The sequence below is a fragment of the Mesorhizobium sp. M8A.F.Ca.ET.207.01.1.1 genome (assembly GCF_004794715.1).
Lineage (GTDB): Bacteria > Pseudomonadota > Alphaproteobacteria > Rhizobiales > Rhizobiaceae > Mesorhizobium.
In genome coordinates, this window is the sequence record NZ_SRUS01000001.1 from 1 (window position 1) to 25,017 (window position 25,017).

A 25,017-nucleotide genomic window follows, 5' to 3' on the forward strand; every position below is an offset into this window, starting at 1 on the left:
TCTACGCCCGCGCGCTGAATGGCGAGATCAAGAATTTCACCGGTGTCGATTCTCCTTACGAAGCACCGGAGAAACCGGAGATCCATCTCAAGACGCTCGGCAAGTCGGCCGAAGAGATGGTAGATACACTGGAACACTGGCTGGACGAGCGTGACATTGCCGAAGAGCAATATGACAATGGCGGCGGCATCTGACGACAGGCCGATACTCGAAATCTTCGAGCGGCTGGCGCTGGCGGCCGGGCGCGAGGTCATGCGCGTGTTCCATGCCGGCTGCGCGGTCGACCGCAAATCGGACTCCTCGCCGGTGACCGAGGCGGACCGCGAGAGCGAGAAGATCATTCTTGCCGGCCTGCGCGCGGAATTCCCCGACATTCCCTGCGTGGCCGAGGAAGAAGCGGCTGCCGGTGTCATGCCGGGCGAACTTGGCGAGGCTTTCTTCCTTGTTGATCCGCTTGACGGCACCAAGGAATTCGTCAACCGGCGCACCGACTTCACCGTCAATATCGCGCTTGTCCGCCATGGCGTGCCGGAAGTTGGGGTCGTCTTCGCCCCTTGCGGTGGCCGCTTCTTTTCCGGTCTGCCGGGCAGGGCGGAAGTCCTCGACATCGACGGCGATTACCAGATTATCGCCCGTCGGCCGATTTCGGTGAGAACGGCCGCGTCGCCGCTGGCAGTGGTCGCCAGCCGCTCGCACAACACGCCGGAAACCGAAGCCTATATTCGCGACCTTGGCGCCGCCGAGATCGTCTCGGTCGGTTCGTCGCTGAAATTCTGCCTCCTCGCCAATGGCGAGGCGGATGTCTATCCGCGCTTCGGTCGCACCATGGAATGGGACACCGCGGCGGGTGACGCGGTGCTGCGCGCCGCCGGCGGCACGACGCGCACGCTGGACGGCAAGCCCTTGGCCTATGGCAAGCGCAACCAGGCCGATGACGAGGACTTTGCCAATCCGCATTTCATTGCCAGCGGCAGCGCTGCAACCGGAAGGCGCATCGAACGTTGAGGTGGAAACCTCCCGTAGATGGCCTATCCTGTATGGACGTTCCCTGAGTCGGTAGTTGAATGTCCTTTTTTCAGAAATGCCATGCCGTCACTTTGGGCGGATTTCCGGTATGGACCAGCAGTCGAGATGAACTAGGCCTCAGGATGTTGCTGGGCCTCTACGCCCTCTCTCCCGCCCTTTTCGTCTTCGTCGAAATGTCTCCCACGGCCCTGGCATTTGTCGCGGCACTCATGGGTGCTCTTACCCTTTTGACCAAGGGGGCACGCTTTGGCAGGGCAACGATAGGCCTGGCCGTCACTCTGGCTCTCTTGTCCGGCTTTGTCCTGTCGAGCGCCCTGTGGTCGGTCGACGCGAGCCGCTCTCTCATGGCGGCGAAGGACGTGTTTGGCTACTCGGTCGCCGCTATCTTGCTGTTTGAGTGCATTCTGGCGCTTCCGGACGCTCAACGCGATCGGCTGGCACGGGTCTCGTTATTCGGCATGTTGATTGGCCTGGTGTCGGTGATGGGTTGGGAACTGTATTTTGCGTTTTTGACCAAAGATCCAAGATTTGTGGAAAATGTTTTCACCCTCCACAAGATCACGGTCTACGGAGCTTTTTTTGCCGTCATATTTCTTGCGCAGCCGAGGCTGGTCTGGAAGGGGCTTGCGGCTCTCTTTGCCGTGCTGACATTGCTCTACGGCCAATCGACCGGCGTCAATCTGGCGATTGTCTTCGTGGCGGCGATGTTTGTCATGCCCGCCAAATACCGCCAGCACGCCTTGGTCGGATTCTTCGCCGCCTATTTGTCTCTTGCCCTGATTGCCCCTTTCGTCGTCTCGCCGCTGTTTGCCTACCTCAAAACAACGGGCTGGCTGGCTTTCTATCCGGGAACGTTCGCCGCGCGGCTTGATCTTTGGCAGATGATCTCGCCCCACATTGCGGAGCAGCCGGTTCTCGGCCATGGCGCCAATACGATGAGAAACGCGGTCGGGGTCGTGGTGAATCCCACATATTACGCGCAGGCGGATCTTCCGAGCGCGCACAATATCGTATTCGATTTGTGGTACGAGTTGGGAGCGCTGGGCATCATTGTGTACGGGGTGCTCCTGGGCGCGATCATAAGAATGATCGGCCGTTTGAGCGGCCCCTGCCATTTCATAGCCAGCAGCTATCTGATCATAGCTGTTGTCGAACTGTCGGTCGACCATCGGATCTGGTTGTCATGGGTGCTGGGCACTTTGGTCTTCACAGCGGGCATCTGCATATTGCAGTGCCGTTCCGTGGCCCGGCCGGGAACGGATGACCGGATCACAAGACGCGCAGCGACCTTCTCAAAATAGCGGCGCGAAGCGCACGACCGCCTATGCCGGCGAGGTGTCGCCTCTGGTATCCGGCGCCTATTCGGCCGCGGCCTGCGCCGAGTTCGAGCCGATATAGTTGCGGATCGTTTCGATGATCCGGTTCTGGTCGGACTCGCTGAGATAGGGGTGCATCGGCAGGCACAGGATGCGTTTCGGCAGGTCCTCCGAAACGGCAAGACCGGTCGGCGCGCGCGGGTAGTCGCGATAGGCGATCTGCTCATGCAGCGGCTTGACGTAGTAGATGACGGACGGGATGCCCTTTTCGCTCAGATGCGCCTTAAGGCCATCGCGTTTCGGCGTCTCGATCGCGTATTGCGCCCACGCCGAGCGGCTGCCATCCAGGTTGCGGGCTGCGGTGACGATGTCGCCGAGGCCTTCCGCGTAACGCTGGGCGACCACTTGCCGCGCCACCATTTCTTCCTCGAGGATGGCGAGCTTCTCGATCAGGATCGCCGCCTGAAGCGTATCGAGCCGTGAATTGATGCCGACGCGGACGTTGTCGTACTGCGTCTCGCCCTTGCCGTGGAAGGCGAAGGAACGCAACGCGTCGGCCAGAGCGTCGTCATTGGTGAACATCGCGCCGCCGTCGCCATAGCAGCCGAGCGGCTTGGCCGGATAGAAGCTGGTCGAGCCGACATGGCCGAACCCGCCGCACATCCTGCCTTCGAGCGAGCCACCCATGGACTGGGCGGCATCCTCGATCACCAATAGGCCTTCGCGATTGGCGATGGCCATGATCGCCTCATAGTCGGCGGCAAGACCGAACAGGTCGACGGGGATGATCGCCTTCGGCTTCAGTCGGCCTTCCTTCTTGATGGCCGCGATCGCCGCCTCGAGGCTGGCGATGTCGATGTTGTAGGTCTTCGGATCGACATCGACGAAAACCGGCTCGGCCTTGGCCAGCGCCACCACTTCCGCCGTGGCGGCGAAGGTAAAGCTCGGCACGAACACCGCGTCACCTGGGCCGATGCCGGCGGCGAACAGCGGCAAAAGCAATGCGTCGGTGCCGTTGGCGCAGGCAACCACATGCTTGACGCCGACATAGGCGGCGAGCTTCTTCTCGAATTCGGCGACCTGGGGGCCTAGGATGTAGCGGCCATCTTCGACGACGTGGTCGATCGCGGCTTTCAGCCGGTCGCGGATTCGTTCGCGCTGCGCGCCAAGATCGATGAACTGCATGTCGGCCTCAATACCTGCCACTAACCGGCCCGCTGGTACCAGACTTGGCGCGGCTGAAAAAGCCGGCTGCGGGCCGGGCATATGGTGCAAGTGTCGCAGCCCGTTACCGTGTTTTGCCGGCGCATTGGCCTAAAAAGCCGGGAATCCGGCCTTGGCGGCGCAATTCAGGCCATGTCTATCGCGGTTTTCCGGCGCATGGAAACATAAAGTGATCGCGCTGGACGGCCGATCAGCCGATCTCGTGCCGCCATGGGGGATTTGCGCCGGCCCGTGATACCGTCACCGCCGCCGCCTTGGCGCCGAGCGCCAATGCTTTGCCGATAGCGTCTTGCGACAGGCTGGAAATCGCCGCCTTCGTCAGCAGGCCTTGCTCATGCAGGGAGGCAAGGATGCCGGCATTGAACGTGTCTCCGGCGCCGACGGTGTCCACCACCTTCACTGTCTCCGGCATGACGGTGACACGGTGCTGCTTGCTATAGCCAACGGCGCCTTCGCTGCCATGCGTGACGACGATCAGTTTCGGGCCACGGTCGAGCCAATTGCGCACGACATCCTCGTGCGAACCGGCTTCACCGAACCAGTTGAGGTCTTCGTCCGAAAGTTTGACGATGTCGGCCATCGCCATCATCTCCCGGATGCGCCTGAGGTGCTTGGCCTTGTCGGGGATGAAGTTCGGCCGGATGTTGGGATCGAGCATCATCACGCGGGACTCGTGCTCGCGCCGCATGAATTCCTCATAGGCCGAGCCAGCCGGCTCCGAGATCAGGCTGATGGCGCCGAACAGCATCGCCTCGATCTCGCCGCCGAGTTGCGGCAGGTCCTCGATGGTCAGCATGCGCCCGGCCGTGTTCTCGTCATAGAAGGTGTAGGTCGCCTGGCCGTTGTTCAGCCGCACGAAGGCCAGTGTCGTCGGCCGGGGCGATGTGTGCGCGTAGGTCGAACTGACCTTGCTCGCTCCGAGCGCCTCCCTGAATTGCCCGCCAAACAGGTCCGACGACAGGCCGGAGAAGAAGCCGGCCGGCGCGCCGAGCCGGCCGAGTGCGATCGCCGTGTTGAAAACAGCGCCGCCGACATAGGGAGCGAAGGCCGGCTCACCCTGCGTGGTGGTGCGCGGCAGCATGTCGATGAGGGCTTCGCCACAGCAGAGGATCATGGCTTCCTGGTCTCCGGCGGATAGATCACGCCCTTGCGGATGATGATGTTGGCGTAAAGCCGCGGCTCGCTCGTCGCGACGATGGCATGCGCCGATTTGACCCGTGCATAGAAGTCGGCGCCGGCCAGCGCAACCACCTTGCGGCCTGGTGCGCGCTTGGCGCAGATCGCCTCCATTTCACGATGGACAGGGTCGGCAAGCGACGGATCGCCTTTCACCGAGGCTCGAAACAGCGCCTCCGGAACCGCATCGTCGACCGGAAGCAGCGTCAGTATCGCGTCGAGTACGGGAATGAGGGCATGGCCGTCGGTCCGGACGAGGCGTCTTGCCTGCTCCAGCGCCGGATAGTTCCCGTCGACCAGGGCAATCTCGTCACCATGCCCCATGGCGCGCAACGTTGCCAGAAGCTCCGGACCAAGCAGCGCCGGGATCCCGATCAGCATTCAGGCGCTCCTGGCGATCGTCGTCGAACCGATCAGGAAGCGTTCGGAAAGCGGCAAGCTGGCGCCGCCGAGCGCCCGTGCATGGATGCCCACGCTTCCCTCGCGGACCGCCGGAAGTTTCAGCCCTTCGCCGTCGATGGCGCCGATTGCCGTCACGACCGCCTCGACCAGCTTCTGGCGCACGGCCTTCGGCATCCAGCCGTCGATCACCGCGGCCTCGAAATCGATGACCGAGGATGCTGCGACGATGGCGTAAGCGAGTGCCTGCGAGGCGCTGGCGATCCACTCGTCGAGTTCGGCGCCGATCTCCCCCCAATCCTCGGGTGAGGTCCACAGATACGAGGCCTCGACGCCACGCGCATTGAGTGTTTTTTCGAGCATGGCGATCGAGGCCACGTCGATCAGCTGGGTCGGTTTTCCACCCGGCCCGGGCACGGGCATGGAGCCGAGCGCGCCGGCATTGCCGGTCGGTCCGCCGAACAGCCGGCCGTTGAGCACGATGCCGCCACCGGCAAAGGCGCCGATGTAGAAATAGACGAAGTCCCGCGCCGCGCCCGTCTGGCCAAAGACCAGTTCGGCGCCGCAGGCCGAGGTAGCGTCGTTCTGCAGATAGACCGGAAAATCGCACTGCGTCTGGATGTCGGTCCTGATATCGCGATGGCGCCATTCGTCCATGACCTCGCGCGGCGCGCCGGCGGTGTCGGCCCAGTTCCACAGCTCGAACGGCATGGCGATGCCGAGTCCGGCAATGCGTTTGTCCTGCGCCGGTGTCAGCGCGCCGCGCATCGTCTTCATGCCTGACGTGACGAACTCGACCGTTTCGCGTGGGGCAGGGTAGCGGTAGGAGTGCTGCAGCATTGCGCGCACGTTGCCGAGGAAATCGATCAGCACGAGTTCGGCGCTGCGGCGGCCGATCTTGAGGCCGATGAAGAAGGCGCCTTCGGGGTTGAGCGCCATGGGGATCGAGGGCTGGCCGATCTTGCCGCGCAACGGCGCCTGACGCACGAGCAGGCTTTCTTCCTCCAGTTCGCGCATGATGACCGAGACCGTCTGCGCGGAAAGTCCGGTCATGCGGGCGATGTCGGACTTCGCCAGACTGCCGTGCTGACGCACCAGCGAAAGCACCAGGCGCTCATTGTGATCGCGCATGCCGCTCTGGTTGGTGCCGCGGTGAATAAGGCTCTCATTCGCTTCGGGCGAACCATGCCTCGCAGTGGCGGTCTCCACCCTGTTCCTCCCGTCGTTTCCCCGGCAATGCTTTTGGGTCAGAATGAGTGAAGGACGCAAGGCTGTCAATAATAAATAAGAGTGATTTAATTATTGACAGATGCCTTGGTCTGGTGTTTTTTGATCTGGCATCCGCGCTGGGAGAAGTCGCCTGGATGCCGTGCGGGTGCCGGTTGGCCGGCATTCGAAAATGTTCCACTGGGAGGAAAATCGTGACCAATACAAAATTGTTGAAGTCCACCGTTTTTGCGGCGGCCGCGCTGGGTCTGATGGCGTTCGCTTCGTCCGCATCCGCCGCCGGCGTCGGCGCCTGCCTGATCACCAAGACCGACACCAATCCGTTCTTCGTCAAGATGAAGGAGGGCGCTACCGCCAAGGCCAAGGAACTCGGCGTCGACCTCAAGACCTATGCGGGCAAGATCGACGGTGACAGCGAGAGCCAGGTGGCGGCGATCGAAAGCTGCATCGCCGACGGCGCCAAGGGCATTCTGATCACCGCGTCCGACACCAAGGGCATCGTGCCGACGGTGAAGAAGGCGCGCGATGCGGGCCTGCTGGTGATTGCGCTCGACACGCCTCTCGATCCGATCGACGCCGCCGACGCGACCTTCGCCACCGACAATCTGGAGGCCGGCAAGCTGATCGGCGCCTGGGCCGCCGCGACGCTGGGCGACAAGGCCAAGGACGCCAAGATCGGCTTCCTCGACCTGACCCCCTCGCAGCCGACCGTGGACGTTCTGCGCGATCAGGGATTCATGATGGGCTACGGCATCGACGTGAAGGATCCCAACAAGATCGGCGATGAGAACGATCCGCGTATCGTCGGCCACGATGTGACGAACGGCAATGAAGAGGGCGGCCGCAAGGCGATGGAAAACCTTCTGCAGAAGGACAACACCATCACCGTCATTCACACCATCAACGAGCCGGCCGCGGTCGGTGCCTACCAGGCGCTCAAGGCCGTCGGCCTCGAAAGCCAGGTGCTGATCGTCTCGGTCGACGGCGGCTGCCCCGGCGTGAAGTCGGTCACCGAAGGCGTCATCGGCGCCACCTCGCAGCAATATCCGCTGCAGATGGCCGCGCTCGGCATCGAGGCGATCGCCGCTTTCGCCAAGGATGGTACCAAGCCGAAGCCGACCGAGGGCAAGAACTTCTTCGACACCGGCGTCAACCTCGTCACCGACAAGCCGGCCAAGGGCGTCAAGTCCATCGACACCAAGGAAGGCCTCGCCAAGTGCTGGGGCTGATGCTGGCCTGACCGGTAACAGAACCGGTGCGGCCGGGGGGACTTGATCCCCGGCCGCATCGGGTGGACGATACATCACTGTAAACGCGAACAATCCCGGCGACAGACCGGAAGGCGTGGACGGCGTCAGCGCGTGGCTGAAGCCCTACGGGGAGGAAACATGGCTCAAGCTCAGGAATTCGAGAAGGTTCTCTCGGCCAGCGACACAAGCGTAGCCGCTTTCGACGAGCACAAATCAGCCGTCAAGCGCATCCAGCATTTTCTGCATTCAACGCCGGCGGCGGTGCCGCTGATCGTGCTGCTTCTGTCGATCATCATCTTCGGCATCGCGATCGGAGGGCGGTTCTTCTCGTCCTACACGCTGACGCTGATCCTGCAGCAGATCGCCATCGTCGGCATTCTCGGGGCCGCTCAGACTCTGGTCATCCTGACCGCCGGCATCGACCTGTCGATCGGGGTGATCATGGTGATTTCTGCCGTGATCATGGGCAATTGCGCGGTCAGCTACGGCATGCCGAGCGTGCTCGCCGTGGCGATCGGGCTTGCCGCCGGTGCGGCTTGCGGGCTGCTGAACGGACTGCTGGTCGCCTATATGAAGTTGCCGCCCTTCATCGTGACGCTTGGCACCTGGAACATCGTCATGGCCACGAACTTCATCTATTCGGCCAATGAGACGATCCGCGACACCGACGTCGACACTCAAGCGCCGCTGCTGCATCTGTTCGCCCTGAGCTTCAAGGTCGGCACGGCGGTGCTGACGCTCGGTGTCATTGCCACGGTCGTGCTCGTGATGGTCCTTTGGTACGTGCTCAACCACACCGCATGGGGCCGTCATGTCTACGCCGTCGGCGACGACCAGGAGGCGGCGAAGCTGTCTGGCATCCAGACCAAGAAGGTGCTGGTGACGGTCTACACCCTTGCCGGGCTGATCGCCGCTTTCGCGGCCTGGGTCTCCATCGGCCGCAACGGCTCGATCTCGCCATCAGCCGCCGTCACCGACTACAATCTGCAGGCCATCACCGCGACGGTGATCGGTGGTATTTCTCTCTTCGGCGGCCGCGGCTCCATCCTCGGCACCTTGTTCGGCGCGATGATCGTCGGCGTCGTCTCGATGGGCCTCAACATGCTGGGCGCCGATCCGCAATGGAAAGTGCTCCTCACCGGCGTGCTGATCATCGGCGCCGTCGCCATCGACCAATGGATCAGAAAGGTTTCGGCATGACTCAGGAACCCATCCTCACCGCGCGCGGCCTGGTCAAGCGCTATGGCCGCGTCACCGCTCTCGACAATGCCGATTTCGACCTATACCCCGGCGAAATCCTTGCCGTCATCGGCGACAACGGCGCCGGCAAGTCGTCGCTCATCAAGGCGATTTCCGGCGCGGCCGTGCCGGACGAGGGCGAAATCCGGCTTGAAGGCAAACCCGTCTCCTTCAAGTCGCCGATGGAAGCGCGCGAAGCCGGCATCGAAACCGTCTACCAGAACCTCGCGCTGTCGCCGGCGCTGTCGATCGCCGACAACATGTTCCTCGGCCGCGAGATCCGCAAACCCGGCTTCGTCGGCCAGTGGCTTCGCATGCTGGACCGTCCGGCAATGGAAAAGCGCGCCCGCGACAAGCTTACCGAACTCGGCCTGATGACCATCCAGAACATCAGCCAGGCGGTGGAGACGCTGTCGGGCGGCCAACGCCAGGGCGTAGCGGTGGCCCGCGCCGCCGCCTTCGGCTCGAAGATGGTCATCATGGACGAGCCGACGGCGGCGCTCGGCGTCAAGGAGAGCCGCCGCGTGCTCGAACTGATCCTCGACGTGAAGAAGCGCGGCCTGCCGATCGTGCTCATCTCGCACAACATGCCGCACGTCTTCGAAGTGGCCGACCGCATCCACATCCACCGTCTTGGCCGTCGCCTGTGCGTCATCGACCCCAAGCAATATACGATGTCTGATGCCGTTGCCTTCATGACCGGTGCAAAAGCACCCCCGGAGACGGCATTGGCGGCCTGAACTGCCTGATTGCCGCTGGGTAAGGAGGCGGGGGTGTTCTCTAAATCGATTGAAAACATGCTGCAATGCACTAGGATGGGCTGGGAGAAACGGTGAAAGCCGGTATGATCAGGCCAAACCGAACGAGAGGCGATATGACATCCGCCATGACGATCGAAGCCCCCGCTCTCGACAATCCCGATCCCAAGACGCTCGCCGAAGAAGTCTTGATGTCGCTCAAATACCGGGTCGGCAAGGACACCACCGTCGCGACCCAGTACGACTGGCTGACCGCCTCGATCAAGGTCGTGCGCGACCGCGTCGTCGACCACTGGATGCAGGCGACCAAGGAAGCCTACGACCAGCAGGAAAAGCGCGTCTATTACCTGTCGCTCGAGTTCCTGATCGGGCGTCTGATGCGCGACGCCTTTTCCAATCTCGGCCTGATGGAGAACATGCGTGAGGCGCTGTCCTCGCTCGGCGTCGATCTCGACCTGATCGCCGCGCTCGAGCCGGACGCTGCCCTTGGCAATGGCGGCCTTGGCCGGCTCGCCGCCTGCTTCATGGAAAGCATGGCGACCGTCGACATTCCCGCGCATGGCTACGGCATCCGCTATGCCAACGGCATGTTCCGCCAGGAAATCCATGACGGTTGGCAGGTCGAACTGCCCGAGACCTGGCTGGACCACGGCAACCCCTGGGAGTTCGAGCGGCGCGAGCGCTCCTTCGAAGTCGGCTTCGGCGGTTCGGTCGAATCGATCACCTCCAGGGACGGCCGGCTCGAACGCCATGTCTGGAAACCGAGGGAGCATGTTCTGGCGGTTGCCTATGACACGCCCGTGGCCGGCTGGCGCGCCAAGCGCGTCAACACGTTGCGCCTTTGGTCCGGCATGCCGATCGATCCGATCCTGCTCGACAAGTTCAACGCCGGCGACCACATCGGGGCGCTGGCCGAAAGCAACAAGGCCGATGCGCTGTCGCGCGTGCTCTATCCCGCCGATTCCCACATGGCCGGACAGGAACTCAGACTCAGGCAGGAATATTTCTTCTCCACCGCCTCGCTGCAGGACATCGTCCAGCGGCATCTGAGCCAATATGGCGACCTGAAGTCGCTTCCCGACAAGGCGGCGATCCACCTCAACGACACCCATCCGGCGATCGCCGTGCCGGAGTTGATGCGGCTTCTGATGGACGTCCACGGCATGGATTTCGATCTCGCCTGGGATATCAACAAGCGTACCTTCGGCTACACCAACCACACGCTGCTGCCCGAGGCGCTGGAAAGCTGGCCGGTGCCGCTGTTCGAGCGGCTTTTGCCGCGTCATATGCAGATCGTCTACGCCATCAACGCGCAGGTGCTGCTGGAGGCGCGCGCCACTGATCAATTCTCCGATGAGCAGATCAGCCGTATCTCGCTGATCCAGGAGAATGGCGACCGCCGGGTGCGCATGGGCAATCTGGCCTTTGTCGGTTCGCATTCGATCAACGGCGTGTCGGCGCTGCATACCGAACTGATGAAGGAGACGGTGTTCGCCGACCTGCACCGGCTCTATCCCGACCGCATCAACAACAAGACCAATGGCATCACGCCGCGGCGCTGGCTCATCCAGTGCAATCCGGGCCTTACCGCGCTCGCCCGCGAGGCGATCGGCGATCGCTTCATGGATGACATCGAGGCGATCAAGGGGCTCGATCCGCTCGCCGACGACACCGCCTTCCGCGAAAAATTCGCCGCCGTGAAGCGCCAGAACAAGGTGAGGCTAGCCAACTTGGTCGCCGACCGCCTCGGCATCAAGCTCGACCCTTCGGCGCTCTTCGACATTCAGGTCAAGCGTATCCACGAATACAAGCGTCAGCTCCTCAACATCCTCGAAGCGATCGCGCTCTATGACCAGATCCGCTCGCATCCCGAGCGCGACTGGATGCCACGCGTGAAATTCTTCGGCGGCAAGGCCGCGCCCAGCTACCACAACGCCAAGCTGATCATCAAACTGGCCAACGACGTCGCCAGGGTGATCAACAGTGACCCTTCGGTGCGCGGCCTGCTGAAGGTCGTGTTCGTACCGAACTACAATGTCAGCCTGGCCGAGGTGCTGATGCCGGCCGCCGATCTCTCGGAGCAGATCTCGACCGCCGGCATGGAAGCGTCGGGAACCGGCAACATGAAGTTCGCGCTGAACGGCGCACTGACCATCGGCACGCTCGACGGCGCCAATGTCGAGATCAAGGAGCATGTCGGCGACGACAACATCTTCATCTTTGGCCTCACCACCGAAGAAGTCGCCGAGCGGCGCAACAATGGCTACAATCCCCGCAGCGTCATCGAGGCGTCCCCCGAACTGGCGCAGGCGGTCGCGGCCGTTTCTTCGGGCGTCTTCTCCCCCGATGATCCCAATCGCTACCGCGATCTGATCAACGGCCTCTACGACAGCGACTGGTTCATGGTCGCGGCGGATTTCGACGCCTATGCCGCCTGCCAGCGCGACGTCGATGCCGTCTGGCGCAACAGCCCGGACTGGTACGCCCGCGCCATCCGCAACGTCGCGCGCGTCGGCTGGTTCTCTTCCGATCGCACGATCCGCCAATACGCCAAAGAAATCTGGAACGTGCCCGTCTGATATGATTGCATGAGGCCACGAACGATGGCCGCAAAAACAAACATTTGGTGCCCGGGGAGGGCGACCGCCTGATGAGGAAGCCGCGCGCGACCGCTGCGACAAGCGGGCCGGACGGACTGGCGTCAGCCAGCGATGTCGAGGCGATTGTCGCCGGTACGCACGGTGATCCTTTTGCGGTTCTCGGTGTTCAGGAGGCCGGCAAGAGCCTGTTCGCGCGCTGCTTCGTTCCGCATGCGCAGTCCGTCACCGCCTACACGCTGACCGGCATCGAGGCAGGCGAATTGACCAGGCGCGACGAAGCCGGTTTCTTCGAGGGCAAGCTGTCGATCAGGAAGCGCCAGCCGCTCCGCTACCACGCGCGCAATGCCGGCGGCGACTGGTGGCTGACCGATCCCTATTCGTTCGGTCCGGTGCTCGGACCGATGGACGATTACTATATCGCCGAGGGCTCGCATCTCAGGTTGTTCGACAAGCTCGGCGCCCATGTCATTGAGCACGAAGGCGCCACCGGCGTGCATTTCGCGGTATGGGCCCCAAATGCCAGGCGCGTCTCGGTGGTCGGCGATTTCAATGATTGGGACGGGCGCCGGCATACGATGCGCGACCGTCGCGACACCGGCATCTGGGAGCTGTTCATTCCCGATATCGGCGCCGGCCGGCCCTATAAATATGAAATCATAGGTCCCGACGGCGTGAGATTGCCGCTGAAAGCCGATCCATTCGCCTTCAAGTCGGAGCTGCGCCCGGCAACGGCCTCGGTGACCGCGGTGCCCCCGGCGCATCCATGGGGCGACGAGGCGCATCGCAATTTCTGGCGCAACGCCGACCCCCGGCGCGAAGCCATCTCGATCTACGAAGTCCATGCCGGTTCCTGGCAGCTTCGCGACGACGGCACCTTCCTGTCCTGGGATGAGCTGGCCGACCGGCTGATCCCTTATGTGGTCGAGGCCGGGTTCACCCACATCGAATTCCTGCCGATCTCCGAGCATCCCTATGACCCGTCCTGGGGTTATCAGACCACCGGCCTCTACGCGCCATCGGCCCGCTTCGGCGATCCGGACGGCTTTGCTCGCTTTGTCGATGGCGCCCATCGTGCCGGCATCGGCGTCATCCTAGACTGGGTGCCGGCCCATTTTCCTGTCGACGAGCACGGTCTGGTCCATTTCGACGGCACCGCGCTCTACGAGCATGCCGACCCGCGCAAGGGCTTCCACCCGGACTGGAACACCGCGATCTACAATTTCGGCCGCCGCGAGGTGGTGTCGTTCCTCGTCAACAACGCCTTGTTCTGGGCCGAAAAATACCATGTCGACGGTCTTCGCGTCGACGCGGTGGCCTCGATGCTCTACCTCGACTATTCGCGCAAGCAGGGCGAATGGATTCCCAACGAAAAGGGTGGGCGCGAAAACCTCGAGGCGGTCAGCTTCCTGCAGAAGATGAACAAGGAGCTCTACGGGCACCATCGCGGCGTCATGACCATCGCCGAGGAATCGACTTCATGGCCAAAGGTCTCGGCGCCCGTCCATGAAGGCGGGCTCGGCTTCGGCTTCAAGTGGAACATGGGCTTCATGCACGACACGCTGGAGTATTTTTCCAAGGAGCCGATTTTCCGCAAGCACCACCACAATGAGCTGACCTTCGGCCTGACCTACGCCTTCTCGGAGAATTTCGTATTGCCGCTCTCGCATGACGAGGTCGTGCACGGCAAAGGCACGCTGCTGGGCAAAATGGCTGGCGACGACTGGCAGAAATTCGCGACCTTGCGTGCCTATTACGGCTTCATGTGGGGTTATCCCGGCAAGAAGCTGCTGTTCATGGGCCAGGAATTCGCGCAGCGCCGCGAATGGAGCGAGGCGCGCGCGCTTGATTGGAACCTGCTCGATTTCCGGCCGCATCGCGGCGTCTGGCAGACGGTGCGCGATCTCAACTATCTCTACCGTTCACGTCCGGCCCTGCATGGCCGCGACTGCGAGCCCGAAGGGTTTTCCTGGCTGATCGTCGACGACAGCCAGAATTCGGTTTTCGCCTGGGTGCGCAACGCTCCTGGCGGCAATCCGGTCGCCGTCATCTCCAATTTCACGCCGGTGCCGCGCGACAATTATCGTGTACCTCTGCCGAAGGCCGGCAAGTGGCGCGAGATCATCAACACCGATGCTTCCGAATATGGCGGCTCCGGCATGGGCAATGGCGGCGTGGTCGAGGCGAGGGCGGAGGGCAAGAGCATCTCGGCAACGATGCTTCTGCCGCCGCTGTCGACGATCATGCTTGAACTCGCCGACGACTGAACTCGTTAAGGCTGGTCAACGCATAAAGACGAGTAACTTGGGAGGGTATAAATGGCAGACTTGAAAAGAACCCAGCCGCTGGCCCGCGACGCCATGGCCTATGTGCTGGCCGGCGGACGCGGCAGCCGCCTCAAGGAGCTGACCGATCGGCGCGCCAAGCCGGCGGTCTATTTCGGCGGCAAGACGCGCATCATCGACTTCGCGCTCTCCAATGCACTGAACTCCGGCATCCGCCGCCTCGGCGTCGCCACCCAGTACAAGGCGCATTCGCTGATCCGCCACCTGCAACGCGGCTGGAACTTCCTGCGGCCCGAACGAAACGAGAGCTTCGACATCCTGCCGGCGAGCCAGCGCGTGTCGGAAACGCAATGGTATGAAGGCACGGCTGATGCCGTCTACCAGAACATCGACATCATCGAGGCTTATGGCCCGGAATACATGGTGATCCTGGCCGGCGACCACATCTACAAGATGGATTACGAGCTGATGCTGCGCCAGCATGTCGATGCCGGCGCCGATGTCACGGTCGGCTGCCTCGAAGTGCCGCGCATGGAAGCGACAGGCTTCGGCGTCATGCATGTCGATGCCAAGGACAACATCATCGCCTTCGTCGAAAAGCCCGCTGATCCGCCCGGCATTCCGGGTAACCCGGAATTCGCCTTGGCCTCGATGGGCATCTACGTCTTCAAGACCAAGTTCCTGATGGAACAGCTGCGCCGCGATGCCGCCGAGCCGGGCTCCAGCCGCGACTTCGGCAAGGACATCATCCCCTATATCGTCACGCACGGTAAGGCGATCGCGCACCGCTTCACCAAGTCCTGCGTGCGTTCGACCGCCGAGAACGAGGCCTACTGGCGCGATGTCGGCACGGTCGATGCCTATTGGGAAGCCAACATCGACTTGACCGACGTGACGCCGGAACTCGACCTCTACGACCGCGACTGGCCGATCTGGACTTATGCCGAGCTGAAGCCGCCGGCAAAATTCGTCCACGACGAGGATGGCAGGCGCGGTTCTGCCGTGTCGTCACTGGTGTCGGGCGATTGCATCGTCTCGGGCGCTTCGCTGAAGAAGAGCCTGATCTTCACCGGCGCGCGCATCAATTCCTATTCGGCACTCGAAGAAGTCGTCATGCTGCCCGACGTTCATGTCGGCCGGAACGCAAAGTTGAAGCGCGTCGTGATCGACCACGGTGTAAGGATACCGGAAGGGCTGGTGGTCGGCGAGGATCCCGCGCTCGACGCCAAGCGTTTTCGGGTTTCGGAAAAGGGCATCTGCCTGGTCACCCAGGACATGATCGACAAGCTGAAGCTTTAGGCCGGATCGGAATGTAGGCGCATGCATGTTCTGTCGGTCACGCCCGAAATCTTCCCGCTGATCAAGACCGGCGGGCTTGCCGACGTAACCGGGGCGCTGCCGATCGCGCTCGCGGCCAAGGGCGTGACCATGCGCACGCTCATTCCGGGTTTTCCGGTGGTGATGGGCGCCTTCAAGAAAAAGAAGGCCGTCTACCAATACCCCTTGTTGCAAGGCGGCAAGGCCGCGATCCATGCCGTCGAGGTCGCCGGGCTCGATTTGTTCGTGCTCGACGCGCCGCATCTGTTCGACCGCCCCGGCGGCCCCTATGGCAACGCCTCGGGCGCGGATTGGCCGGACAATTGGCGGCGCTTCGCGGCGCTGAGCCAGGCCGGCGCCGATATCGCCGGCGGCGCCATTTCGGGCTACCTGCCTGACATCGTGCATGCCCATGACTGGCAGTCGGCGATGACGCTGGCGTATATGCGCTACGGCAAGGCGGTTGGCACACCATCAATGATGACCGTCCACAATCTCGCCTTCCAGGGTCAGTTCGGCGCCGGCATCTTCGGCGAACTCGGTCTGCCGGCCGCGGCGATGGCGCTTGACGGTGTCGAATATTATGGCGGCGTCGGCTTCCTCAAGGCGGGTCTGCAGGCGGCCTGGGCAATCACCACGGTGAGCCCGACCTATGCGCAGGAGATCCGTTCACCGGAATTCGGCATGGGCCTCGATGGTCTCATCAACATGCGTTCAAGCGATCTCCATGGCATCGTCAATGGCATCGACACCGCCATCTGGGATCCAGCAACCGATAGACATCTGGTGTCGACCTATACGGCCGAAACGTTGAAGGCCCGCGCGCCCAACAGGGCGGCCGTCGAGGACCGTTTCGGTCTCGACCGCGACGGCAGCCCGATTGTCTGTGTCGTCAGCCGGCTGACCTGGCAGAAGGGCATGGACATATTGGCGACGGTGATCGACGGCATCGTTGCGACAGGCGCCAGGCTGGCCATCCTCGGCGCGGGCGACGCCGGCCTCGAAGGCGCGCTGCTGGCGGCCGCCGCACGCCACCGTGGCCGCATCGGTGTGGTCGTCGGCTATGACGAGGGGCTGTCGCACATCATGCAGGGCGGCTGCGACGCCATCGTCATCCCTTCGCGCTTCGAACCCTGCGGGCTGACGCAGCTTTACGGCCTGCGCTATGGCTGCGTGCCGGTCGTTGCCCGCACCGGCGGCCTCGCCGACACCATCATCGACGCCAACGAAGCGGCGATTGCAGCCGGCGTGGCGACCGGCTTCCAGTTTGCCCCCAACAATGGTGGCGCGCTGCTGCACGCCATTCGCCGTCTGGCCGACGCCCACGCCAGTTCAGCAACCTTCGAGACCATCCAGCGCCAGGGCATGAAGACCGATGTGTCGTGGGATCGAAGCGCCGAAAAATACGTCGAACTCTATCGCCTGCTGCTTTCGAAAAGGGTTGCCTGAAGCATGATACGCACCGTCTCCACCAAGCCCTATTCCGACCAGAAGCCCGGCACGTCGGGACTGCGCAAGAAGGTGCCAGTGTTCCAGCAGGAGCACTATGCCGAGAACTTCATCCAGTCGATCTTCGACGCGCTCGACGCATTTGCCGGCAAGACCCTGGTCATCGGCGGCGATGGCCGCTTCTACAACCGCGAGGTCATCCAGAAGGCCATTGCCATGGCCGCCGGCAACGGCTTCGGCAAGGTGATGGTAGGGCAGGGCGGCATATTGTCGACGCCGGCGGCCTCGCATGTCATCCGCAAATACAAGACCTTCGGCGGCATCATCCTGTCGGCCAGCCATAATCCCGGCGGCCCGCATGAGGATTTTGGCATCAAGTACAATGCCGGCAATGGCGGCCCGGCGCCGGAAAAGCTGACCGACGCCATCTTTGCCAAGACCAAGGCGATTTCGAGCTTCAAGATCGCCGACATCGATCCAATCGACATCGATACGGTCGGCACCGTCAAGGCCGGCGGCATGACCGTCGAGATCATCGATCCGGTCACCGACTATGCCGAACTGATGGAGAGCCTGTTCGATTTCGACGCGTTGCGCAAACTGTTCAAGTCGGGCTTTCGCATGCGCTTCGACGCCATGCATGCGGTGACCGGACCCTACGCCAAGGAAATCCTCGAACACCGGCTCGGCGCACCGAACGGCACCTGCCGCAATTTCAAGCCGCTGCCCGATTTCGGCGGCCATCACCCCGATCCCAACCTTGTCCATGCCAAGCACCTCTATGACGAGATGATGGGGCCGGACGCGCCGGATTTCGGCGCCGCTTCCGACGGCGACGGCGACCGCAATTTGATCATCGGCAAGGGCATTTTCGTCACCCCGTCGGATTCGGTCGCCATGCTTGCCGCCAATGCCCGCCTGGCGCCCGGCTACAAGGACGGGCTGAAGGGCATCGCCCGCTCGATGCCGACCAGCGGTGCCGCCGACCGCGTCGCCCACAAGCTCGGCATCGGCATCTACGAGACGCCGACCGGCTGGAAGTTCTTCGGCAATCTGCTCGACGCCGGCATGGCGACGATCTGCGGTGAGGAAAGTGCCGGCACCGGCTCCAACCATGTCCGCGAAAAGGACGGTCTGTGGGCGGTGCTCCTGTGGCTCAACATCCTCGCCGCGCGCGGCGAAAGCTGCCAGCAGATCGTCACCGAGCACTGGGCGGCCTATGGGCGCAATTACTATTCGCGGCATGACTATGAAGAGGTGGAGAGCGACCGCGCCAATGCGCTGGTCGACGAACTCAGGGCCAAGCTCGGCTCGCTGCCCGGCACCAGCGTGCGCGGCCTGAAGATCGCCAATGCCGACGATTTTGCCTATCACGACCCGGTCGACCGCTCGACCAGCGAGCACCAGGGCATAAGGGTGCTGTTTGAAGGCGGCTCACGCGTCGTCTTCCGCCTCTCCGGCACCGGCACCTCGGGCGCGACCCTGCGCGTCTATATCGAGCGCTACGAGCCGGACAAGTCGAGGCACGATCTCGACACGCAGGAGGCGCTCGCCGATCTCATCGCCGCCGCCGACGACATTGCCGGGATCAAGAGCCACACCGGCCGCGACAAACCCAGCGTGATTACTTGAGGGTGGGGAGGCGCGACTCCCCCTTCTCCCCTTGTGGGAGAAGGTGTCGCCGAAGGCGACGGATGAGGGGTGCTCCAGCTTGGCGCAAACCGGCGCCCGGGACACCGATGCCTCATTCCTTCCAACACCCCTCATCCGTCTCGGCGGTGCGCGCCGATCCACCTTCTCCCACAAGGGGAGAAGGGAAGGCGCTCGCGTGAACAATCTCGGCGCCGCCATCACCAGCGAAGGCATCCGCTTCGCCGCCTGGTCGTCGTCGGCGCGGCGGCTCTGGGTGTCGATCTTCGATGAAACCGGCGACCACGAAATCGAGCGGCTTGAACTCCAGCCCGAAGGCGAGGGTTTTTACGCCCTGTTCGTCGCGGGTCTCGCCGCCGGCACCCGCTACGGCTTTCGTGCCGATGGCGACTATGCACCCGAGCGTGGGCTGTGGTTCGACCCCGACAAGCTGCTGACCGATCCTTATGCCGCCGAAATCGACCGGCCCTATGCCTATCACTGGCGGCTCGCCGCGCGGCGCAATGAGGGTGCCGACACCGCGTCGCTGATGCCCAAGACCGTGGCCAAGGCCTTGCCCGCGGCCCCACCGATCCTGCCGCCGCTGTTTCGTCCGGGCGGCCTGATCTACGAACTGAATGTCCGCGCCTTCACCAAGCTCCACCCGGATGTGCCGCAAGAACAGCGTGGTACGATCGCCGCACTTGCCCATCCGGCCATCATCGAGCATCTGCAAAGGCTCGGCGTCTCCGCCGTCGAATTGATGCCGGTGACGGCGTCGATCGACGAGCGGCATCTGCCGCCGCTGGGCTTGAGCAACGCCTGGGGCTACAATCCTGTCACCTTCATGGCGCTCGACCCACGCCTCGCGCCCGGCGGACTGACGGAATTACAAGACACGGTCGCAGCGCTGCGCCGGGTTGGCATCGGCACCATTCTCGACCTCGTCTTCAACCATACCGGCGAAAGCGACAGGCTGGGGCCAACGCTCTCGCTGCGCGGCCTCGACAACCAGGCCTACTATCGGCATCGGCCGGATGGCGGGCTGGTCAATGACACCGGCACCGGCAACACCATCGCTTGCGACCATCCGGTGGTGCGGGAAATGGTGCTCGACACGCTCCGTCATTTCGTGCGCCGGGCTGGCGTCGACGGCTTCCGGTTCGATCTGGCTCCGGTGCTGGGCCGGGTCGATGGTCTGTTCGATCCGGAAGCACCACTGCTCCGGGCCATTGCCGATGATCCGGTACTTTGCGACCGCGTGCTGATCGCCGAGCCTTGGGATATCGGGGCAAACGGCTATCAACTGGGCAATTTTCGGCCACCGTTCCTCGAGTGGAACGATCGCTACCGCGACGATGTCAGACGCTTCTGGCGCGGCGATGCCGGCATGGTCGGCACTCTCGCCACGCGCCTTGCCGGTTCGTCGGACGTGTTCGACAGGGCAGGGGAGCCGGCAAGCCGCAGCGTAAACTTCATCGCCGCCCATGACGGCATGACGCTGGCCGACATCGTCGCCTACGAGCGCAAACACAACGCCGACAATGGCGAGCAGAACCGCGACGGCCATAACGACAACCTGTCCTGGAACAATGGCGTCGAGGGAGACACGAACGAGGCAGCGATCATCAAGGCGCGCTTCGACGACCAACGCGCACTGCTCGCCACGCTGTTCGCCTCGCGCGGCACCATCATGCTGACGGCAGGCGACGAATTCGGCAGAACGCAGCAAGGCAACAACAACGCCTATGCGCAGGACAACGCCATTACCTGGCTTGACTGGACAGGCCGCGATCAGGCGCTGGAGCGTTACGCATCGGCGCTTGCAGCGCTTCGCCAGGCGGTGCCGGCACTGTCGGACACACGTTTCCTGGCCGGAGAACCGGTCGAGGCTTCAGGCGTTCCCGACGTCGCCTGGCTGACCGAGACGGGTGAGCCGCTCGCAGAGACCGACTGGAACGACTCCAGCCGGCATCGCCTTGTCATGCTGCTTGGCGGCGAGGATGGCAGGCTTGCCGTCATGATCAATGGTGACCGCCGCCAATGCGGCTTCACCTTGCCGGCGCGCGATGGCTTCCAGTGGCGCCCGGCAATCGAGACACAGGCGATCGACCTCCTGCGCCCGCTGCCGGGCCGCAGCGTCAATTTCATGATCGAGGGCCGGACCGGAAACGGTGGCGCCGGGAAGGGTTCGTAATGGCCGACGACAATGCCAGGCAGGGAGCCGAGTGGTGGCGAGGCTGCGTCATCTATCAGATCTATCCGCGCTCTTTCCAGGACACGACCGGCGATGGCAGCGGCGATCTCAAAGGTATTACGGCGAGGCTCGCCCATATCGCCTCCCTCGGCGTCGACGCTGTTTGGCTGTCGCCCTTCTTCAAGTCGCCCATGGCCGACATGGGCTATGACGTATCGGACTACTGCGACGTCGACCCGATGTTCGGCACGTTGGCGGATTTCGACGCGCTGGTCGCCGAAGCGCATCGGCTCGGCCTGAAAATCATCATCGACCAGGTGCTGTCGCATTCATCCGACAAGCATGAATGGTTCATCGAAAGTCGCGCCAGCCGCGACACCGCCAAGGCCGACTGGTACGTCTGGGCCGACGCCAGGCCCGACGGCGGCGCGCCCAACAATTGGCTGTCGGTCTTCGGGGGGCCATCCTGGGAGTGGGACGCGACCCGTCGCCAATATTACATGCACAATTTCCTCGCCTCGCAGCCGGATCTCAACTTCCACAATCCGGAAGTCCAGGACGCGTTGCTGGACACGGTGCGGTTCTGGCTGGAGCGCGGTGTCGACGGCTTCCGGCTCGACACGGTCAATTACTATGTCCACGACCGCTGGCTGCGCAGCAATCCGCCCTTGGCTTCGAGCGTTGCCGGCACCAACACAGAAACCAACACCTACCTCTATCAGGAGCATCTGTTCGACAAGACGCAGCCGGAGAACCTGGCGTTCCTCAGGCGTTTCCGCGCACTGCTCGACGAATTTGGCGACCGCGCCGCTGTCGGCGAGATCGGCGATGAAGGCCGCTCGCTGCAGACGCTCGCAGCCTACACCTCCGGCGGCGACAAGCTTCAGATGAGCTACACGTTCGATTTGCTCGGCTCGCAATTTTCGGCGGCGCATGTGCGTGGCTGCGTCGAGGCGTTTGAGAATGCGGTTGCCGACGGCTGGGTCTGCTGGGCATTCTCCAACCATGACGTGGTGCGCCATGTCAGCCGCTGGACGCGGCCGGATGGCGATCCCGATCTGGTGGCCAAATTCTCGATCATGCTGCTCGCCTGCCTGCGCGGCTCGATCTGCCTCTATCAGGGTGAAGAACTCGGCCTTGAGGAAGCGGAGCTTGCCTATGAGGATTTGCGCGATCCCGTCGGCATCCGTTTCTGGCCCGGCGTGAAGGGCAGGGACGGCTGCCGCACGCCGATGGCCTGGGAGGTCGAGGCCGACAATGCGGGCTTTTCCACCGCAAAACCATGGCTGCCTGTGCCGGCAAGCCATCGGGCCCGTGCGGCGGATGTGCAGAATGGCGAGGAGCAATCGGTGCTGTCGGTCTACCGCTCCACGCTTGCCCTGCGCAGACAGCACCCGGCAATGGTCGGTGGTTCGATCCGTTTTCTCGACGCTGAGGCAGACATGCTCGCCTTCATCCGCGAGGTAGAGGGGGAGAGGCTGCTCTGTGTCTTCAATTTCGCCGGGGAACCGGCGACTTGGCCCTTGCTGCCTGATGTCGGAACTGTCACGGCTGTCCTGGGCGGCACCGCGGCTGTCGAGGAAAACGCGCTCTCGCTGCCGGCTCTCGGTTGCTTCCTCGGTCGGCTCGACTGATCGGCGCTTCGGTTGTGGCCAAGCGGTCCTACTGAACCAGCACCGCGCGTCCGCAGGTCGCACCGGTGACGCGCACGTCGGCCTGGCCGACACCGACCCCCAGGGCTGACAGCACATTGTAGAGCAAGTCGTCGACGGGCGCCGTTACGGTGTTGAGCAGGGCCACCACTGCTGGTTTGACCGTTCCAAGCAGGGCGGTCAGATCGATGCCCAAACCAAGCGCATTGACCGAAAGCGACAGGTTGTTGACCAGCGACGTGGTGAGCGACTGCGAGATGTTTCGCGTCGAAACGGTCTTGATCGTCTTGTTGGCGATGTCGGTTGCGTTGAAGGTCAAGGTCTGCGGGCTGTTGTTGGTGATCGCGGTCGCGGCCGAACCCATCACCTGAATCAGCGGGATGTTGATCAGCAGGAGCTTCAGACTCACATCGGCGATCTCGGCGTCGGTGAAGGTCTGCGGCTGGCTGAAATCGGCGAAGCCGGACGGGTTGTTGCCGTTGGCCAGGTTCAAACGCGCAATGCCGGGGTGCGCGGCGATGGAGACATTGATGCTGGACGGCCCTGTCGGACAGCTTATGTCGGTCAGCTTGGCCTCGGCATAGGCGACTTCCACATTGAGCGGCAGATTGACGGCAAGCAGGCTGATGCCGCCGGCCAGGCTCGGCGTGCCGACACCGACGGAGGCCGTCAGCTTGATGCGCGTCTGGGCGGTCCGCACGACGGTGCCGATGCCATCGATGGCCAGCCAGGGCGAGGATTGCATCGGCTCCCCAATGGCGATGCTGAGCTTGGTGGAGAGCAGCCCCGGGATGGTCGCGCCGAGATCGACCGCGGCCTGGTTGGTGCCGTTGGCGAGTACGGCCGCCGCCGTCAGCATCCCCATTGCGCTTGCGTCTACGCCAAGGCCGGACGGCTGTTGCCCGAGGCCCAGGCTGCCGATGGAACCAAGGTTGACAAGACTGCTGAGTGGGATCTTGACGGTGCTGGTCGACTTGGAGGCGATGGTCTGCAAGGCGACCTTGGCGGTATTGCCGAGACCGGGAACATTGGCCATGGCAGTAGCGATCTGGCCGACGGTCGCCTTCGAGGCCAAAACGTCGGAATAGGTGCCGGCCGTGATGTTCAGTTGTGTGCCGAGCGCACTGACGAAGGAAAGCACGCTTACATCGGCCGAGATCAGTCCGTTGTAATCCATGACGCTGAGCGAGATGTTGCCGCCGAGAAGTCCGCTCAAAAGTGCGTTGAGGATGCCGCCATTGACGCTGAGCAATCTCGACCCGACCGAGAATGTCGCCTGCGGCGTCATGCTGGCGGTGGCTTGGGTGCCGATGACGGGAGTGGGGATCAGCGAGCTTGCGAAGTAGCGCTTGGGGATCTTCGCCAAAGTCACCCGGACGGCATTGTAAGGCGTCACGCCCGCCTGGAAGCGCTGGCTGACATTAGCGGTCGATGAGGCATATCGGCCTTGCGTAACCGTCACCACCGTCTTCCCGGCGGCCGCCGGGATGGTCTGGCCCGAAGCTTGAACGACGACACCCGGCATGCCGTTGTCGGTGAGCGTGGTGACGACGGCTGTGTTGACGTTGTTGATGTTCGAGGCAGCGGTGATCGCTGCCAGGTCGACCATCGCCTGGGCTTCCCGGCGCTCGGTGTAGATGGAGGCCTCGTCTATCGCCACCGCGGCCAGGGCCAGCGCGACCGGCGCGCTCAATGCGGTCATGACGGCGAAGTTCGCCTTCCTGTCCCCCATCATCGACCGTGCAAGCCGGCCGATGCCCTTGCCCGCCCGCTGCAACATTCAGATACCCCCGACCCTGATCGTTGACTGACGCCTGATGGTCGTCCCTGGCATGGCTATGCCCGGGAACAGATTCCAGATCGGCAGGTTGCGGGCATCGTACGAGATGGACACCACGAACTGGCTTCCGTCGGCAACGCTGTCATTGGCCTGGTAGGTCAGTTTGCTGGCGTCCACGAAGGGGTAACCGCCGGCGTTGTTGGCGAGGTAGCTGGCCACGAGCGTCTGGCGCTCGGTCTGGTTCACCCCGGCGATAGCCGTCCGGGCGGCGTCGGCTGCAATTTGCTGTATCGAATTGGCGGCGCCAAAATAGATGCCGTACCCAACCATCCCGAGCAAGAGAAGCATGAAGAGCGGCGACAGCAGGGCGAACTCGACCGCTGAAGTGCCCGAATTGTCTGTTCGGAACTGGCGCCTTCGGACCTTGCAAATGAGGTTGTCAACCATGGCTGCAGCATGCCCAAGTTCGCATGCAGAAAGCGAAAACTCTGGACGC

The 25,017-nt window shown here is 63.1% G+C and carries 19 protein-coding genes; 13 read left to right on the plus strand and 6 right to left on the minus strand.

Translation table 11 applies throughout. The features are described 5' to 3' along the window. From EN850_RS00005 to EN850_RS00015, 3 genes are all read left to right on the plus strand, one after another. On the plus strand, nucleotides 1-194 hold a 194-nt coding region (locus EN850_RS00005; RefSeq protein WP_136090334.1), incomplete at its 5' end, for an adenylyl-sulfate kinase. Next, nucleotides 178-1,005: a 3'(2'),5'-bisphosphate nucleotidase CysQ gene (gene cysQ, locus EN850_RS00010; protein ID WP_246689116.1), complete on the plus strand. Its 828-nt coding sequence runs from the start codon at nucleotides 178-180 to the stop codon at nucleotides 1,003-1,005. The genes EN850_RS00005 and cysQ, both read left to right, overlap by 17 nt. Before the next feature lie 59 nt (nucleotides 1,006-1,064). Continuing rightward, nucleotides 1,065-2,327 carry an O-antigen ligase family protein gene (locus EN850_RS00015; RefSeq protein ID WP_136090336.1) on the plus strand — a complete coding sequence of 421 codons (1,263 nt, stop codon included), beginning with the start codon at nucleotides 1,065-1,067 and terminating at the stop codon, nucleotides 2,325-2,327. Between the two features lie 57 nt (nucleotides 2,328-2,384). Here EN850_RS00015 and EN850_RS00020 read toward each other — a convergent pair whose 3' ends face one another. The 4 genes from EN850_RS00020 to EN850_RS00035 form a co-directional block, all read right to left on the minus strand. After that, entirely contained in the window at nucleotides 2,385-3,527 is a 1,143-nt protein-coding gene (locus EN850_RS00020) for a DegT/DnrJ/EryC1/StrS aminotransferase family protein (protein WP_136090337.1), read from the minus strand. Nucleotides 3,528-3,756: 229 nt separating this feature from the next. Next, on the minus strand, nucleotides 3,757-4,680 hold the full coding sequence (locus EN850_RS00025; protein WP_136090338.1) for a carbohydrate kinase: 924 nt from the start codon (nucleotides 4,678-4,680) through the stop codon (nucleotides 3,757-3,759). Then, nucleotides 4,677-5,123 (minus strand): RbsD/FucU domain-containing protein, encoded by a 447-nt coding sequence (locus EN850_RS00030; RefSeq protein WP_135884235.1) that lies wholly within the window; start codon nucleotides 5,121-5,123, stop codon nucleotides 4,677-4,679. The genes EN850_RS00025 and EN850_RS00030 overlap by 4 nt, the downstream gene beginning before the upstream one ends. Further along, nucleotides 5,124-6,350, minus strand: coding sequence for an ROK family transcriptional regulator (locus tag EN850_RS00035; protein WP_135884237.1), 1,227 nt, complete (start codon nucleotides 6,348-6,350; stop codon nucleotides 5,124-5,126). 230 nt (nucleotides 6,351-6,580) lie between these two features. Between EN850_RS00035 and EN850_RS00040 the strand changes: the two genes are divergently transcribed. From EN850_RS00040 to EN850_RS00085, 10 genes are all read left to right on the plus strand, one after another. Then, on the plus strand, nucleotides 6,581-7,597 hold the full coding sequence (locus EN850_RS00040; RefSeq protein WP_189524605.1) for a sugar ABC transporter substrate-binding protein: 1,017 nt from the start codon (nucleotides 6,581-6,583) through the stop codon (nucleotides 7,595-7,597). A gap of 159 nt (nucleotides 7,598-7,756) precedes the next feature. Further along, complete coding sequence (locus tag EN850_RS00045) at nucleotides 7,757-8,818, plus strand: ABC transporter permease (RefSeq protein ID WP_127276095.1); 1,062 nt, start codon at nucleotides 7,757-7,759, stop codon at nucleotides 8,816-8,818. After that, nucleotides 8,815-9,597 carry an ATP-binding cassette domain-containing protein gene (locus EN850_RS00050; protein ID WP_127276094.1) on the plus strand — a complete coding sequence of 261 codons (783 nt, stop codon included), beginning with the start codon at nucleotides 8,815-8,817 and terminating at the stop codon, nucleotides 9,595-9,597. Before EN850_RS00045 ends, EN850_RS00050 begins: the two co-directional genes overlap by 4 nt. 134 nt (nucleotides 9,598-9,731) lie before the next feature. Further along, entirely contained in the window at nucleotides 9,732-12,194 is a 2,463-nt protein-coding gene (locus EN850_RS00055; protein ID WP_127871304.1) for a glycogen/starch/alpha-glucan phosphorylase, read from the plus strand. A gap of 71 nt (nucleotides 12,195-12,265) precedes the next feature. Further along, nucleotides 12,266-14,479 (plus strand): 1,4-alpha-glucan branching protein GlgB, encoded by a 2,214-nt coding sequence (gene glgB / locus EN850_RS00060; protein ID WP_136090339.1) that lies wholly within the window; start codon nucleotides 12,266-12,268, stop codon nucleotides 14,477-14,479. A 51-nt stretch (nucleotides 14,480-14,530) separates the two neighbouring features. Further along, nucleotides 14,531-15,796: a glucose-1-phosphate adenylyltransferase gene (gene glgC, locus EN850_RS00065; protein ID WP_127871306.1), complete on the plus strand. Its 1,266-nt coding sequence runs from the start codon at nucleotides 14,531-14,533 to the stop codon at nucleotides 15,794-15,796. Nucleotides 15,797-15,817: 21 nt separating this feature from the next. Then, nucleotides 15,818-17,263: a glycogen synthase GlgA gene (gene glgA / locus EN850_RS00070; RefSeq protein ID WP_136090340.1), complete on the plus strand. Its 1,446-nt coding sequence runs from the start codon at nucleotides 15,818-15,820 to the stop codon at nucleotides 17,261-17,263. A gap of 3 nt (nucleotides 17,264-17,266) precedes the next feature. Further along, nucleotides 17,267-18,895 (plus strand): alpha-D-glucose phosphate-specific phosphoglucomutase, encoded by a 1,629-nt coding sequence (locus EN850_RS00075; RefSeq protein WP_136090341.1) that lies wholly within the window; start codon nucleotides 17,267-17,269, stop codon nucleotides 18,893-18,895. A gap of 196 nt (nucleotides 18,896-19,091) precedes the next feature. Further along, a complete protein-coding gene (glgX, locus tag EN850_RS00080) occupies nucleotides 19,092-21,089 on the plus strand; it encodes a glycogen debranching protein GlgX (RefSeq protein WP_136090342.1) in 1,998 nt (665 codons plus the stop codon). After that, on the plus strand, nucleotides 21,089-22,723 hold the full coding sequence (locus tag EN850_RS00085; protein WP_136090343.1) for an alpha-glucosidase family protein: 1,635 nt from the start codon (nucleotides 21,089-21,091) through the stop codon (nucleotides 22,721-22,723). The genes glgX and EN850_RS00085 overlap by 1 nt, the downstream gene beginning before the upstream one ends. A gap of 28 nt (nucleotides 22,724-22,751) precedes the next feature. Here the strand turns inward: EN850_RS00085 and EN850_RS00090 are convergent, their stop codons facing one another. After that, complete coding sequence (locus tag EN850_RS00090; RefSeq protein ID WP_136090344.1) at nucleotides 22,752-24,521, minus strand: TadG family pilus assembly protein; 1,770 nt, start codon at nucleotides 24,519-24,521, stop codon at nucleotides 22,752-22,754. After that, nucleotides 24,522-24,968: a TadE/TadG family type IV pilus assembly protein gene (locus EN850_RS00095; RefSeq protein ID WP_189343786.1), complete on the minus strand. Its 447-nt coding sequence runs from the start codon at nucleotides 24,966-24,968 to the stop codon at nucleotides 24,522-24,524. It abuts the gene before it with no gap. Between the last annotated feature and the right edge of the window lie 49 nt (nucleotides 24,969-25,017).

Excerpts from the sequence above, each read along its gene's own strand:
- cysQ (WP_246689116.1), top strand. The coding sequence starts at position 178 with ATGGCGGCGGCATCTGACGACAGGCCGATACTCGAAATCTTCGAGCGG.
- EN850_RS00015 (WP_136090336.1), top strand. The coding sequence starts at position 1,065 with ATGTCCTTTTTTCAGAAATGCCATGCCGTCACTTTGGGCGGATTTCCG.
- EN850_RS00020 (WP_136090337.1), bottom strand. The coding sequence starts at position 3,527 with ATGCAGTTCATCGATCTTGGCGCGCAGCGCGAACGAATCCGCGACCGG.
- EN850_RS00025 (WP_136090338.1), bottom strand. The coding sequence starts at position 4,680 with ATGATCCTCTGCTGTGGCGAAGCCCTCATCGACATGCTGCCGCGCACC.
- EN850_RS00030 (WP_135884235.1), bottom strand. The coding sequence starts at position 5,123 with ATGCTGATCGGGATCCCGGCGCTGCTTGGTCCGGAGCTTCTGGCAACG.
- EN850_RS00045 (WP_127276095.1), top strand. The coding sequence starts at position 7,757 with ATGGCTCAAGCTCAGGAATTCGAGAAGGTTCTCTCGGCCAGCGACACA.
- EN850_RS00050 (WP_127276094.1), top strand. The coding sequence starts at position 8,815 with ATGACTCAGGAACCCATCCTCACCGCGCGCGGCCTGGTCAAGCGCTAT.
- EN850_RS00055 (WP_127871304.1), top strand. The coding sequence starts at position 9,732 with ATGACATCCGCCATGACGATCGAAGCCCCCGCTCTCGACAATCCCGAT.
- glgB (WP_136090339.1), top strand. The coding sequence starts at position 12,266 with ATGAGGAAGCCGCGCGCGACCGCTGCGACAAGCGGGCCGGACGGACTG.
- glgC (WP_127871306.1), top strand. The coding sequence starts at position 14,531 with ATGGCAGACTTGAAAAGAACCCAGCCGCTGGCCCGCGACGCCATGGCC.
- glgA (WP_136090340.1), top strand. The coding sequence starts at position 15,818 with ATGCATGTTCTGTCGGTCACGCCCGAAATCTTCCCGCTGATCAAGACC.
- EN850_RS00075 (WP_136090341.1), top strand. The coding sequence starts at position 17,267 with ATGATACGCACCGTCTCCACCAAGCCCTATTCCGACCAGAAGCCCGGC.
- EN850_RS00085 (WP_136090343.1), top strand. The coding sequence starts at position 21,089 with ATGGCCGACGACAATGCCAGGCAGGGAGCCGAGTGGTGGCGAGGCTGC.
- EN850_RS00090 (WP_136090344.1), bottom strand. The coding sequence starts at position 24,521 with ATGTTGCAGCGGGCGGGCAAGGGCATCGGCCGGCTTGCACGGTCGATG.
- EN850_RS00095 (WP_189343786.1), bottom strand. The coding sequence starts at position 24,968 with ATGGTTGACAACCTCATTTGCAAGGTCCGAAGGCGCCAGTTCCGAACA.